Origin of the sequence: Streptomyces sp. GbtcB6 (assembly GCF_019091475.1) — a bacterium.
Classification (GTDB): domain Bacteria; phylum Actinomycetota; class Actinomycetes; order Streptomycetales; family Streptomycetaceae; genus Streptomyces; species Streptomyces hyaluromycini.
The window spans coordinates 127,860-141,039 of the sequence record NZ_JAGXJL010000008.1 but is presented as its reverse complement, the minus strand read 5'-3'; the positions used below and the strand labels follow the sequence as shown (position 1 = coordinate 141,039).

Here is a 13,180-nt window from a genome sequence, read left to right as displayed (position 1 = left end):
TTCAGTCCTCCTGCGGGGATCGTTTCGGCTGAGTCTGCTCACATACCGCTCCGGCCTCGCCGTCGACGAGGAGCATGCGATCCTCCAAGCCGGTCAGGCTGCCTCGTCCGCAGCCCACCACGCACGGACGGCCCAGCTCGCGGCTGACCACTGCTGCGTGGGAGGTGGCCCCGCCCAGTTCGGTGACCAGAGCGCGGGCCACGATGATCGCCTGGATGTCGGACGGGTCAGTGGTGGGCCGGATCAGCACCACATCCTGCCCGGCCGCACCCAGCCGAAGGGCGGTGCCGATGTCAGACACGGCCACACCGGCACCTCGCCCTGGGCTGGCCGGGATACCGCGTAACAACGGCCTGTCGCGGCGGTGGTGAGTCGCCCTCCGATGCTGCGCTCCGGCCATGGGGGCACTGACATGGGTGTTGCGGGTCTGCAGGAGCCACAGTCTGCCGGACTCGACGGTGAACTCGATCTCCTGCGGTTTCCCGGCATCCCGCTCGAGCAGGTCGATCGCGGCGAGGAGTTCGGCGTGCACGGTGGGCAGGGTCCGCTCGAGCTCACGGAGAGGCAGAGGTGTCGCCCGGCCTGCGGCCAGGTCCGCGCCGGGCCGGCCTGGCAGCCATTCGCCATAGGGGACCGTGCTGGCGGTGGTCGGGTTGTGGGTGCAAACGATCCCGCTGCCTGATGCCACACCGCAGTCGCCGGCGACCATCGCCTGCACGATCACGGCAGTTCCCTCGCCGGAGAGTTGGTGGGTCTGGCGGTAGATCCGAGCGGGTGGGCCATTCCAGGAATCGAAGACGGCTGCAATGGCCTCGTGCAGGTGTTGCCAGGCATCTCGGGAGGTGCCACCGATGTCCAGCACGGTATCGAGCATTCCAGGCATGCTGTGTGCGGCGCCCGAGCGCACCGAGACCAGCAGTGGATCTTGGGCCGATCCGAAGCGGCGGCCGACGGCGAACTCCAAACGGACCATCGCTCCAGCGATCCGGTCCCGCAGTTGCGGCCCAAGCCTCCGGCCCATCCTGTGATAATCGACGCAACACGCGATCGGCAGGACGAACGCGGGGGGCACCGGCAGTCCGTGGGCGCGCATGCGGTTCAATCCCCACGCCTTGCCACCGATGACCTGCGGCCCGGCCGTCAACTCCCCGTCAATCCACAAGATCTCCGTCACGACCTGCCCTCCCCAGCCTCGGCTTGCTCCCGTGCCAGGCCAAGCCGGTCAAGAAGCCGGGCATGCAGCTCGAACCAGACGGTGTGGCAGCTGTCGATCAGCACACCGGCCAGCCAGCGGTGGTCACCAGCAGCGACGTTGTCCAATGCGGTGCCGAATCGCACCGCATAGATCTGCCAATCGGGCTCCGTACGGCCCAACCGGGACAACATTCCCACGAGCCGTTCCCCTAGCCGTGTCAACTCCTCAGGTACCGGCCCATTCAGCTGCCAGACGGTGACCAGCTGCTTGAACTCGGCGTTCAGCGGAACGAACTCGTTGAAATACAGCTCGCGAACCTGGTCAGCTTCGTGGTCGGCGTCCGGGGACATCATGATTTCCCGGTCAGGCCATACGCGGTTGCAGTCATAGTGCGAGATCCACATCCTTTCGGTGGCCTTCACGGTTTCGCCTACAAGGGGCCTGATGATTTTGGATTCCGGGGCGGTTTTGACGATGCCGCCGTTGGTGAAGATTTGTCCTTTGCTATTACTCAGGGCGTGAGCCGAATTCGCCGATGGCATTGCGGGGATGGCTAGATGCTGTGACGGCCAGATTGCTGACGTTGAGGTAGCCCGTCGTGTCAGGTGAGGCCCGTCCAGAGACCTCGGGGGTGTATCGCCCGGCCAGCCGGTGCCAGTCGTAGATGCCACGCATGTACGCGGAGATCGCGTCGATGTATCGATCGGTGGCCACCTGGGCTGTGCCGGAAAGCCCCAGGGGCCGGCACAGGTGTGGGATCCGGCGTCGCACACGGGAGAGCCGCCCCAGTTGTGCAGCGGCGCGCCTGCGGAGTTCGTCGATGGCCTCCTGCTCAGTGCAGTGCCTCTCGCGCATGAGGCACAGGACCAAGTTGGGGGCGTCGCGTGCCTCGTCGTTCTCCAGAGAGTAGACCTCGTTGATCAGGATGATGACGTCGGTGACGACCTCCCGTGCGGACTCCACAGCGGTGCTGTGGACGGCGGGCTCGGGAACCTCGAAATGGCCGACCCGCTCGCACACATCGATGGAGGGCCTTACGCCGATCACCTTGCGGCGCAGCCGCATCCACTCCCCGCTGTCGGGCATGATGCCGGCCCGGCGGTCGGCCGCCTCGGTCAGGTTCGCGGCCAGGTAGTCCATCCAGTGCCGCGCCGTGCGCTCCTGCCAGCGGCGCGACATCCCTTCCGCCATACGCTGCCACACATCCACGTAGGCATCGGCAAGCGGCGAGGAGGACGGCGCAGGGGTACCCGGTGGAAGGCGCAGCAGGTCGATCAGTTCCTCACAGACGGACACGGCTGGCGGATACTCTCCGGCAGGTACATCGAACTGGTCGTCGAACAGGAAGAACCATCCGTTGACGTCGAAGGCGAGATCGAGGTCGTCGCCCTGCGCGTCCGGGTAGGAATAGGCGGCCACATCGGCTACCTGAGAGAACAGATAGCGCCGTTCCGCCTCCTCACCGTTTACCAGACCCATGCGGCGTGCCCACTGCAGGTTGCGCTCCTGGGCGGCGGCCAATTCGGGGCTGGTCCAGGGAGAAATGGAGATGTCGAAAGTCACGTCCCGCGGCACTGAGACCCCCACGGTGTCTGGGATATGCGACCAGGGAGTGGTCCCCTGGGCAGCGCCGCAGCACGTACTGACCAGAGTTGCCCGACCCCACGCCTGTGTGAAGGCGCACGCCACCACCATGTGGCGCGTGCATGGTCTACGAAGTGCGCCATGGCGCAACCACCCCGTCCCGCTCAGAAACCGTGCCACTGCACGCGCCTGGGGCACGCCCACCCTGCGTGCGCCGGACCGCTGCCCCAGTTGCGCGACTAGCGCCGCACCCGCGCCTCAGCAACCCTCGGCTTTCACACTCCCTGGATCGGGGCGGACCCTTCTTCCAGGCGTGCTACTTGATGCCGGTGCCCCCGTTGATCAGGTCACCGACCGTCAAGCGGCACTCATCCCGCAGCACGAGCGCGACGAACTGGTCACCGAACTGACCAAGCAACTGGCCGAAGTCGCACCGTTCGAGGTCGTGGTCGGGCCCTTGCTCTCGTACCACGGATGTGATCGCGGGTCTCCACCCCGACGAACAGCGGACGCGCCTCCAGCAGGCCGTCCGCAAGACGATCTGCACCGTGCGCGGCGACGACGCCGTGCGCTACCCCTGGTCCACCCAGCACTTCACGATCAACTACGCACACGGCGAGGCCGACTCCGACGAGGCACAACGGCTGCCGCGGCGGGTGCGGCCCGGCCACGCCCCGCTGCGCATCGACGCCGTGCACCTGGTCGACGTCACTGCCGACAGCACGGCCAAGACGATCACCTGGGACCATCTCGCCGAAGTCCCTCTCCGTCGCCGCGGCCGACCTCCGACGCAGGGCGGCTCAACCGGACGGAGCAGACGTTGCGGATCGGGCCGCGACGTCCACCGTGAAGGCCGTCCTTCGCTGCGCTGTGCGGGGTCAGTCCTGTCGAGCGTTCCTCGGGAGGCCGGCAGTCCCGTCGCCTCAACCGCGGCGGCGACCGGCAGGCCAAGGCTGCGCTGCATCGCATCGTGTTCACCCGCCTGCGGGTCGACCCGCGTACCCAGGACTACTACGAGCGGCGGAAAAAGGAGGGCAAGACCCGGCGCGAAATCGTCCGCTGCCTCAAACGCTACGCGGCCCCGGAGGTCTTCCACCTGGTCAAACAACTAGGGTCGGGACCCCGCTCATAGGGGCTGTCGTGACAGATGAGAGGGTCAGGCGGGTGAGTGAGACGCCAGCGAACACCCTGCAATACCGCTTTGACGGGCCAGAAGACGCTCCTGTCCTGATCTTGGGTCCCTCGCTGGGTACCACATGGCACATGTGGGACCGGCAGATCCCGGAGCTGATCCAGCAGTGGCGGGTCTTCCGCTACGACCTGCCCGGGCACGGCGGTGCCCCGGCGCACCCGGCCGGTTCCGTGGCCGAGCTGACCGCCCGGCTGCTGGCCACGCTGGACTCCTTCGGAGTGCAGCGCTTCGGCTACGCGGGCTGCGCGCTCGGCGGAGCCGTCGGCGTCGAGCTGGCTCTGCGGCACCCGGAGCGGATCGCCTCGCTGGCGCTGGTCGCCACCTCGCCCCGGTTCGGGACGGCGGACGAGTTCCGGCAGCGCGGAGTGATCGTACGGACGAACGGCCTCGACCCGATCGCCCGGACCTCGCCCGACCGCTGGTTCACCGGCGGGTTCGCCGCCGCCCAGCCCGCGATCACCGAGTGGGCCGTCCAGATGGTCCGCACCACCGACCCCGGCTGCTACATCGCCGCCTGCGAGGCCCTGGCCGGCTTCGACGTACGGCACGAACTCGCCCGGATCGGCATTCCCACGCTCGTCCTGGTCGGCTCGGACGACCAGGTCACAGGCCCCGCCGAGGCCCGCACCCTGGTCGCCGGGATCCCGGACGCCCGGCTTGCGGTGGTACCCGGCGCCTCCCACCTGGTCCCGGTCGAGCAGCCCGCCGCCGTCACCGAGCTGCTGGTGCGGCACTTCTCCGCCGCCTGGCAGCCCGCCTACGACTCGACCACCGGCCAGATGGCCATCCCGGCCGCCCCGGTCAAGCCGGTCCTGCTCGCGGCGCCCCAGGCCGTGCCGCAGGTCGCACCCCAGGTCACGCCGATCGCCGAGATCGCCCCGGCCGCCGTGCCGCCGCAGCCGTTCGGGCGGCCCGACCCGTACGACGCGGGGCTGAAGGTCCGCCGGGAGGTGCTCGGGGACGCGCACGTGGACCGGGCGCTGGCGCAGGCCGACGAGTTCTCCGGCGACTTCCAGGAGTTCGTCACCCGCTATGCATGGGGGGAGATCTGGGACCGGCCGGGCCTCGACCGGCGCTCCCGCAGCTGTGTCACGCTCACCGCACTGGTCGCCGGCGGCCACCTGGAGGAGCTGGGCTTCCACGTCCGGGCGGCGCTGCGCAACGGCCTCACCCCGGGCGAGATCAAGGAAGTACTGCTGCAGGCGGCGGTGTACTGCGGGGTACCCGCCGCGAACAGCGCGTTCCGGGTGGCCCAGCAGGTCATCCGGGAGGAGACCACCCCCGACGGCTGAGGGACTCCCCTCGACCGGGGGACGGAGCGGCGGACGGACCGGGGGACTCCCCGAGGACCGGGGGGCGGGGCGGGGGCAGGATGGTGACCATGAAGCTCACCAAGAAGTCCCACGCGTGCGTGCGCCTGGAGAAGGACGGGCGCGTGCTCGTCCTCGACCCCGGCGGGTTCAGCGAGGAGGACGCGGCCGTCGGCGCGGACGCGATCCTGATCACCCACGAGCACGCCGACCACTTCGACGAGGGCCGGCTGCGGGCCGCGCTGGACGCCGACCCGGCCGCCGAGATCTGGACCCTGAAGTCCGTCGCCGACCAGCTCGCGGCGGCCTTCCCGGGCCGCGTGCACACCGTCGGCCACGGCGACACCTTCACCGCCGCCGGCTTCGACGTCCAGGTGCACGGCGAACTGCACGCGGTGATCCACCCGGACATCCCGCGCATCACCAACGTCGGCTACCTGATCGACGGCGGCAAGGTCTTCCACCCGGGCGACGCCCTCACCGTCCCCGACCACCCCGTCGAGACGCTGATGCTCCCCGTGATGGCCCCCTGGAACAAGATCTCCGAGGTCATCGACTACGTCCGCGAGGTGAAGCCGCAGCGCGCCTACGACATCCACGACGCCCTGCTCACCGACCTGGCCCGGCCGATCTACGACCGCCAGATCGGCGCCCTGGGCGGCACGGACCACCAGCGGCTCGCGCCGGGGGCCTCGGCGGACGTCTGAGGCGGGACGTCCGAGGCAGGACGCGTGAGGCAGGACGTCTGAGGCCAGGCGTCTGAGGTCGGCTGCCAGAGGCCGGTTGTCAGAGGGGCCCGGTAGGTTGTGGGGCATGCGCATCGCGACCTGGAACGTGAACTCGATCACCGCCCGCCTGCCGAGGCTCCTCGCCTGGCTGGAGAGCAGCGGCACCGACGTGCTCTGCCTCCAGGAGGCCAAGGTCGCCGAGGAGCAGTTCCCGTTCGAGCCGCTGCGCGAGCTGGGCTACGAGGCGGCGGTGAACGCCACCGGGCGGTGGAACGGCGTGGCGGTGCTGTCGAAGGTCGGCCTGGAGGACGTCGTCAAGGGGCTGCCCGGCGACCCCGGCTACGACGGGAGTGTGGAGCCGCGCGCAGTCTCGGCGACCTGCGGTCCGGTCCGGGTCTGGTCGGTGTACGTGCCCAACGGCCGCGAGGTGGACCACCCGCACTACGCCTACAAGCTCCAGTGGTTCGAGGCGCTGCAGGCCGCCGTCGCCGGGGACGCGGGTGGCAGCCGCCCCTTCGCCGTACTCGGCGACTACAACGTGGCGCCGGCCGACGACGACGTCTTCGACACGGCCGCCTTCGAGGGCCTCACCCATGTCACCCCGGCCGAGCGCGCCGCGCTCACCGCGCTGCGCGGGACCGGCCTGACCGACGTCGTCCCGCGCCCCCTGAAGTACGACCACCCCTACACCTACTGGGACTACCGCCAGCTCGCCTTCCCCAAGAACCGCGGCATGCGCATCGACCTGGTGTACGGCAACGAGCCGTTCGCCAAGGCCGTCAAGGACGCCTACGTCGACCGCGAGGAGCGCAAGGGCAAAGGTGCGTCCGATCATGCCCCGGTGGTGGTGGACCTGGAGGTCTGAGTGTCAACCTGGGACCATGAACATCCCCTTTCTGGGTAACAGGCACGGCAAGACCGGTGACGTCCCGCACACCGCCGACCCCGATCTGCTCGCCGAGTGCGAGCTCCTGCGCGCCCAGGCGGCCGAGGAGGGTGTCGCGCTCGACGACACCCCGGCCTCGCTGGAGGCCCTCGACCAGCTGCTCCCGCGCTGGCGGGACGACGAGGAGACCCTGACCTGGCTCGGCACCGACGCCGGTCTGTATCTGGGCACCGTCCTGACCCGGACCGTGCCCGGCGCCGAGTGGGAGATCCGGGCGGACGGAGAGCCGGTCGTACGGCTCGCGTCCGGGCGGGAGTTCGAGGTCGTCGAGTCAGGTCACGACTGGGCCGCGAGCGGGGTCCCCGAACTCTCACAGCTCTACGCGGAGGTCGCCGAGGCCTGAACGACGGCCGCCCGCGCGGCGACGGAGACGGAGCCGGCGATAAAGACGGCGTAAATACGGCTAATGCCCGGAAAGTGCGTGTCGTGCCTCAAGGCCACTCACGGCTGGATAGTTTGCGGCAACCACGACACAGCTGAGAGCGGGTAGGGCTGCGGATGGCCGTCGATCCTCTGATCGAACTGCGGGACGTCAACAAGTACTACGGCGAGCTCCATGTCCTCCAGGACATCGATCTCACCGTGGGCAGGGGAGAGGTGGTCGTGGTCATCGGCCCCTCGGGGTCGGGAAAGTCGACGCTGTGCCGCACGATCAACCGCCTGGAGACCATCGAGTCCGGCACGATCACCCTCGACGGGCGGCCGCTGCCCCAGGAGGGCAAGGCCCTCGCGAAGCTCCGCGCCGAGGTCGGCATGGTCTTCCAGTCCTTCAACCTGTTCGCCCACAAGACCGTCCTGCAGAACGTCTCCCTCGCCCAGATCAAGGTCCGCAGACGCAAGAGGGACGAGGCCGACCGGCGCTCGCGTGAACTCCTCGACCGGGTGGGCCTGCTGGCGCACGCCGAGAAATATCCCGCACAGCTCTCCGGCGGCCAGCAGCAGCGGGTGGCCATCGCCCGCGCCCTCGCCATGGAACCCAAGGCCCTCCTCTTCGACGAACCCACCTCCGCCCTCGACCCCGAGATGATCAACGAGGTCCTGGAGGTCATGCGGCAGCTCGCCCGGGACGGCATGACCATGGTCGTCGTCACCCACGAGATGGGCTTCGCCCGCTCCGCCGCCCACCGGGTCGTCTTCATGGCCGACGGCCGCATCGTCGAGGACCGCACCCCGGAGGAGTTCTTCACCGCCCCGCGCAGCGAGCGCGCCAAGGACTTCCTGTCCAAGATCCTCAAGCACTGAGCGGGGAGCGCCACCCATGGTCCGTACCACCCGTGTGCCCGCCGCCCTGGCCCTGTTCACCGCGCTGCTCGTCGGCGCCGCCGCCGGATTCGGTCTCGTCGGCTGCGGCAAGGAGGGCAGCCCGCCGCGGAAGGGCCCCGCGGCCGACCGGCTCCCCGTCTACCAGGTCGCGGAGGGCTTCCGGCTGCCGGACTCCCCGACCTGGACCCGGGCGAAGAAGCGCGGCCACTTCGTCGTCGGTGTCAAGGAGGACCAGCCCTACCTCGGCGAGCGGGACCCGGCCACCGGCGTCTACTCGGGCTTCGACATCGAGATCGCCAGGATGATGTCCGCCTCCCTCGGCCTCGACCCGAAGACGATCCGCTTCCGGACCATCGCCTCCGCCAACCGCGAGACCGCCCTGCAGAACGGCCAGATCGACTACTACGTCGGCACCTACACCATCAACGACAACCGCAAGAAGCTGGTCGGCTTCGCCGGGCCGTACTACATGGCGGGCCAGTCCCTGCTTGTCCGCCGCGACGAGAACGACATCCACGGCCCCCAGGACCTCGCCGGCAAACGCGTCTGCTCGGCGGCCGGTTCCACGCCGTACCAGCGGATCAAGGCCGAGTACCCGAAGGCGGTCCTCGTCGCCTACGACACCTACTCCGTCTGCGTCGACAACCTGCTCACCTACCAGGTCGACGCCGTCACCACCGACGACGCCATCCTCATCGGCTACGCGGCGAAGGCCCCCGGCGAACTCAAGGTCGTCGGCAGGCCCTTCTCCAAGGAGCCGTTCGGCATCGGCGTCCCCCGCGGTGACACCGCCCTGCGGTTCGCGATGGACGACGCACTGGAGGCACGTGAGAAGAACGGCGACTGGAAGAAGGCGTACGAGGCGACGCTCGGCCTGTCCGGCGTTCCCGCCCCGGCGCCGCCCCCGATCGACCGCTATCCCGCGAGCTGAGCGAGGACGGCATGAACGTACTGACAGACAACTTCCACACCTACGCCGAGGGTTTCCTCGGCACGGTCGAACTGACCGTCTACTCCTCGGCGCTGGCCCTTGTCCTCGGCTTCCTGATGGCGTCGTTCCGGGTCGCGCCCGTCGGCTCCCTGCGCATCTTCGGCACAGCCTGGGTCACGGTGCTCCGCAACACCCCGCTCACGCTGCTGTTCTTCGCGGTGCTGCTCGGCCTGCCCCGCTTCGGGCTGGTGCTGCCCTTCAAGGTGTTCGCGATCCTCGCCCTCGGCTGCTACACCTCCGCCTTCATCTGTGAGGCGCTGCGCTCCGGCATCAACACCGTGCCCAGGGGACAGGGCGAGGCGGCCCGCAGCCTGGGCATGACCTTCGGGCAGACCCTCCATCTGGTGATCCTGCCCCAGGCGTTCCGGTCGGTGATCCCGCCGGTCGGCTCCACCCTCATCGCGCTCGCCAAGAACTCGGCGATCGCGGGCGCCTTCAGCGTCACCGAACTCCTCGGCACCTACCGGACACTGAGCGAGCTCGGCTACAACATCGTCTGGACGTTCGTCTGGATCGCCGTCGGCTACCTGATCATCACCCTCGCCATCAGCGCCCTGTTCAACCTGATGGAACGCGCGTGGGGAGTCGCCCGATGACCGAGGCCACCGCGCTCTACGACATCCCGGGCCCCGCCACCAGAAGACGGCACACGGCATACGCCGTCCTGGCGACGGGCGTCCTCCTCGCGCTGCTCGCCTGGATCCTGTATCTCCTCTTCGACACCGGCCAGTTCACGTCCACGAAGTGGATGCCCTTCGCCTACCAGGGAATCCAGGAGCTCCTCCTGCGCGGCCTGGCCAACACGCTCAAGGCCTTCGCGATGGCGGCCGTCCTCTCCCTCGCGCTGGGCGGGCTGCTGGCCACCGGACGGCTCTCCGAGCACCGGCCGGTGCGCGTGCTCGCCACCTTCGTCGTGGAGTTCTTCCGTGCCATGCCCGTCCTGGTGATGATCTTCTTCGTCTTCGTGGCGCTGAAGGTCCAGCCCCTGCCCGCGCTGGTCGCCGGACTCACCCTCTACAACGGCTCGGTGCTCGCGGAGGTCTTCCGCTCCGGGGTGAACAGCGTCGAACGCGGCCAGCGGGAGGCCGCGTTCGCGCTCGGCATGCGCAAGACCCAGGTCATGTCGTACGTCCTGGTGCCGCAGGCCGTACGGGCCATGCTGCCCGCCATCATCAGCCAGCTCGTGGTGGCCCTGAAGGACACCTCGCTCGGCTATCTCATCACCTACGAGGAGTTCCTCCATGCCGGGAAACTGATCGCCTCGAACCTCGACTACGATTTGCCCTTCATCCCTGTGGTGATGGTGATCTCGCCGATCTACATCGGGATGTGCATGTTGCTCTCGTGGTTCGCCGGCTGGGTGGCCAGGCGGGAGCAGCACAGTCCCAAGACCGGGGCCGCCGAGGTGGCCCCGGCCGAACCGGGGACGCTGCTGCCGTAGGGGGCAGCAGCCAGGGCCAGGCCCGGCCGGCGGCAGCCGGAGATCACTGCTCGCGCAGCGGAACGGACACGTACGACGGGTCGTCCACCGGCGAGGAGAAGGTCAGCTGCGCGCCGGACGGGTTGTGCTCGATGTAGAGCGGGTCCACCGTGTCGACCACCAGCGCGAGCCGGTGCCCGGCGGGCACGTCGTAGGCAGTGGAGAACAGGTCCAGATCCACGTCGAACGCCTTGCCGGGCGTCCGGCCGTGCCAGGTGTACGGCGCGTTGGTGACCAGTTTGCCGAGGCCGAGCGGCCCCACGTCGTAGAGGTAGGCGACGAGTGTGCCGCTCTCGGCGGTCGGGGTGAGGGTGGTGTGCAACCGGGCGGTGCCGCGCACCTGCTGGGCGCTGCCGTACCGCTCGGACTGCCAGACGGCGGCCCAGCGCCGGGGCAGCAGCGGGATCGAGGCGACCGGGGGCAGCTGGGCGACCTGGTCGAGGATGCTGGACAGGAAGACGGTCCCGCCGTCCGCGCCCGAGTCGACGTTCGCGTGGACGGTGGCCGTGCCCGCGAGGTCGATCTTCCGCCGCGTGGCGCCGACCGACTTCCAGTCCGGATAGCCCTCGTAGCCGCCCGTGGAACGGGACTTGAGCTCCACGGGCTGCTCGCGGTCGATCCCGTTGTCCTCGCCCTTGAGGTAGTGGTCGAACCAGCGCTCGGTGTCCGTCCACACGTCGTTGGGCAGCCCGAACAGTCCGGTCAGCTCGGCGGTGGCGTGGTCGCCGGGGCGCAGCTCAAGCCGCTTGGGGCCGGTCAACGTGCCGTAGAAGTCGGCGATCTGGTTGGGCGGGAAGATCGTGTCGCCCCAGGCGTTGGCGAGCATGATCGCCGCGCCGTTCTTGTTGATCTGGTCGACGTAGGTCGCGGCGGAACGTTTCTTTCCCCAGTCGATCAGTCCCTGTTCCTTGGACAGGTCGGCGGCGAAGAAGTCCTTGAGGGCCTGGCTGGTCTCCGCGCTCGGGCGCCCGGTGACGAGGCCGACGCCGTCAAGGAGGGCGGTCGCTTGAGAGTGCTCCGTGCGGCCCGAGTAGATCGAGTCGATCAGGTCGGCCCAGCCGCTGAGCGAGGCGACCGCCTTGATCCGCTTGTCGTGTGCGGCCGCGAGCAGGCTGATGCCGGCGCCGTACGACACGCCCGCCATACCGATGTGCCCTGCGTCGGACGGGGTGTTGGCGAGCGCCCAGTCGATCACCTTGGACGCGTCGGCCACATCGGGCGGACCCGCGACCTCTATCTCACCGCCGGACTGCCAGAAGCCGCGGACGTTGTAGGCCACCACGACATAGCCGGAGTCGGCGAGTTTCTGGGCCTGGGCCAGGTACTGGACCTGGGGGAAGCCCCAGCTCGTGGGCATGACGAGCAGCGGGTAGCGGTGCGAGCCGTCGGAGCCCGCGGGCGTGACCACGTTCGCCTTGAGCGTCGTACCGCCGTCGCCGGTGATGTCGACGAACCGGACACTGTTCGTGGCGGCCTGGGCGGCGGGGGTGAACCCGAGGACGCCTCCGGCGATCAGGGTCGCGGAGACGGCGCCCACGGCGGTCGTACGCAGGGCCTTGCGATGGGTTCCCACAGGTCACTCCCCGTATGTGTCAATGCAAAGTGACCCGACGGTAACCGCGACCTCTTACCGCAAGTAACCCGTCGGTAAGTTACGTGCGGGTAACGATTGTTGAATGGTGCAGGTATTCAGGTGACCCGGTGGGAGGCGGGTGCGGTGTCGGTCGCGGCAGGCGGCAGCGGCGCCTGGGCGGCACGGGTGACGTCCGAGACGAGTTCGACCACGTCAGGGCCGTATGCCTGCGAGTTGACGACCTTGAGGAGCAGTACGAAGGAGTTGTTGCCGTGCTTGCGGGCGAGCCGCTCGTGGTTGCGGGCGAGGTAGCGGGTGGCCGCCTGGTTGGTTATCGCGCGCTGCCCGCAGAAGAGGAACACCGGGCGGGCGTCCGGGCGTTGGCCGGCGGTGAGGCGGGCCAGCAGCACGTACTCCGTGATGCCCGGATCCAGCCGGTAGCGCTCGGTGCCGATCTGGAAGGCACCCCGGTCCGGGCCCGGCTCCGGGTCGATGTTGACGCGGATGCCGGGCAGCATCGCCGACATGTGGGCCAGCATCCGCCGGTTCGACCCCGGCCCGCCCACGCAGAACTCCGTACGCTCGCCGAAGCCCTGCTGCACGTTGTCCTGGGTGACCAACTGGAGGTTCGCGCCGCAGTCCTTGATCAGTGCGGCCAGCTCCAGGAGCGCGAACACGTCGAAACGGTGGACTGCCGGTTCGGACGTGGCCGGATCGCGGTTGACGACCAGCAGCGACTCCGAGTTCTCCGGCAGCCCGAAGAAGGCCTGCTTGCGGCGCAGGCCGCGGCGCCACAGCGAGGTACGGGCCAGCCAGCCGAGCGCCGCGCTGATGCCGGCCGCCACGACGCCGAGGATAATGTTGCGCAGGTCGTCATTCATGGGCGCGCATGCTAGCGGGCACAGGTGGCCGGAACGT

15 protein-coding genes are annotated in these 13,180 nt (G+C 69.1%); 9 read left to right on the top strand and 6 right to left on the bottom strand.

The window, feature by feature from the left end; genetic code table 11:
- Position 1 precedes the first annotated feature (1 nt).
- The 4 genes from KVT45_RS15985 to KVT45_RS15970 form a co-directional block, all read right to left on the bottom strand.
- Entirely contained in the window at positions 2–1,174 is a 1,173-nt protein-coding gene (locus tag KVT45_RS15985; RefSeq protein ID WP_217547972.1) for a PEP/pyruvate-binding domain-containing protein, read from the bottom strand.
- Positions 1,171–1,737, bottom strand: a complete 567-nt coding sequence (locus KVT45_RS15980) for a hypothetical protein (RefSeq protein WP_217547970.1) — start codon at positions 1,735–1,737, stop codon at positions 1,171–1,173. Before KVT45_RS15980 ends, KVT45_RS15985 begins: the two co-directional genes overlap by 4 nt.
- Positions 1,703–2,758 (bottom strand): pentalenene synthase, encoded by a 1,056-nt coding sequence (locus KVT45_RS15975; protein ID WP_217547969.1) that lies wholly within the window; start codon positions 2,756–2,758, stop codon positions 1,703–1,705. Before KVT45_RS15975 ends, KVT45_RS15980 begins: the two co-directional genes overlap by 35 nt.
- Before the next feature lie 337 nt (positions 2,759–3,095).
- Positions 3,096–3,251, bottom strand: coding sequence for a hypothetical protein (locus KVT45_RS15970; RefSeq protein ID WP_217547967.1), 156 nt, complete (start codon positions 3,249–3,251; stop codon positions 3,096–3,098).
- 396 nt (positions 3,252–3,647) lie between these two features.
- Here KVT45_RS15970 and KVT45_RS15965 point away from each other — a divergent pair, with 396 nt between their 5' ends.
- The 9 genes from KVT45_RS15965 to KVT45_RS15925 all read left to right on the top strand — a co-directional run bounded on the left by KVT45_RS15965 (position 3,648) and on the right by KVT45_RS15925 (position 10,650).
- A complete protein-coding gene (locus KVT45_RS15965) occupies positions 3,648–3,911 on the top strand; it encodes a transposase (RefSeq protein ID WP_308310744.1) in 264 nt (87 codons plus the stop codon).
- Positions 3,912–3,943: 32 nt separating this feature from the next.
- Positions 3,944–5,263 carry a 4-carboxymuconolactone decarboxylase gene (gene pcaC / locus KVT45_RS15960; RefSeq protein WP_217547965.1) on the top strand — a complete coding sequence of 440 codons (1,320 nt, stop codon included), beginning with the start codon at positions 3,944–3,946 and terminating at the stop codon, positions 5,261–5,263.
- Positions 5,264–5,352: 89 nt separating this feature from the next.
- Positions 5,353–5,988, top strand: a complete 636-nt coding sequence (locus tag KVT45_RS15955) for an MBL fold metallo-hydrolase (protein WP_217547964.1) — start codon at positions 5,353–5,355, stop codon at positions 5,986–5,988.
- 106 nt (positions 5,989–6,094) lie between these two features.
- A complete protein-coding gene (locus KVT45_RS15950) occupies positions 6,095–6,874 on the top strand; it encodes an exodeoxyribonuclease III (RefSeq protein WP_217547962.1) in 780 nt (259 codons plus the stop codon).
- 16 nt (positions 6,875–6,890) lie between these two features.
- A complete protein-coding gene (locus tag KVT45_RS15945; RefSeq protein WP_089107738.1) occupies positions 6,891–7,298 on the top strand; it encodes a DUF6278 family protein in 408 nt (135 codons plus the stop codon).
- 155 nt (positions 7,299–7,453) lie between these two features.
- Entirely contained in the window at positions 7,454–8,197 is a 744-nt protein-coding gene (locus KVT45_RS15940; protein WP_217547961.1) for an amino acid ABC transporter ATP-binding protein, read from the top strand.
- 16 nt (positions 8,198–8,213) lie between these two features.
- A complete protein-coding gene (locus KVT45_RS15935; protein ID WP_217547959.1) occupies positions 8,214–9,149 on the top strand; it encodes a glutamate ABC transporter substrate-binding protein in 936 nt (311 codons plus the stop codon).
- An 11-nt stretch (positions 9,150–9,160) separates the two neighbouring features.
- Positions 9,161–9,805, top strand: a complete 645-nt coding sequence (locus KVT45_RS15930) for an amino acid ABC transporter permease (protein WP_217547958.1) — start codon at positions 9,161–9,163, stop codon at positions 9,803–9,805.
- Positions 9,802–10,650 (top strand): amino acid ABC transporter permease, encoded by an 849-nt coding sequence (locus tag KVT45_RS15925; protein ID WP_217547956.1) that lies wholly within the window; start codon positions 9,802–9,804, stop codon positions 10,648–10,650. The genes KVT45_RS15930 and KVT45_RS15925 overlap by 4 nt, the downstream gene beginning before the upstream one ends.
- Positions 10,651–10,693: 43 nt before the next feature.
- Here KVT45_RS15925 and KVT45_RS15920 read toward each other — a convergent pair whose 3' ends face one another.
- Positions 10,694–12,262 (bottom strand): CocE/NonD family hydrolase, encoded by a 1,569-nt coding sequence (locus tag KVT45_RS15920; RefSeq protein WP_217547955.1) that lies wholly within the window; start codon positions 12,260–12,262, stop codon positions 10,694–10,696.
- A 116-nt stretch (positions 12,263–12,378) separates the two neighbouring features.
- A complete protein-coding gene (locus tag KVT45_RS15915; protein ID WP_217547953.1) occupies positions 12,379–13,143 on the bottom strand; it encodes a hypothetical protein in 765 nt (254 codons plus the stop codon).
- Positions 13,144–13,180 lie beyond the last annotated feature (37 nt).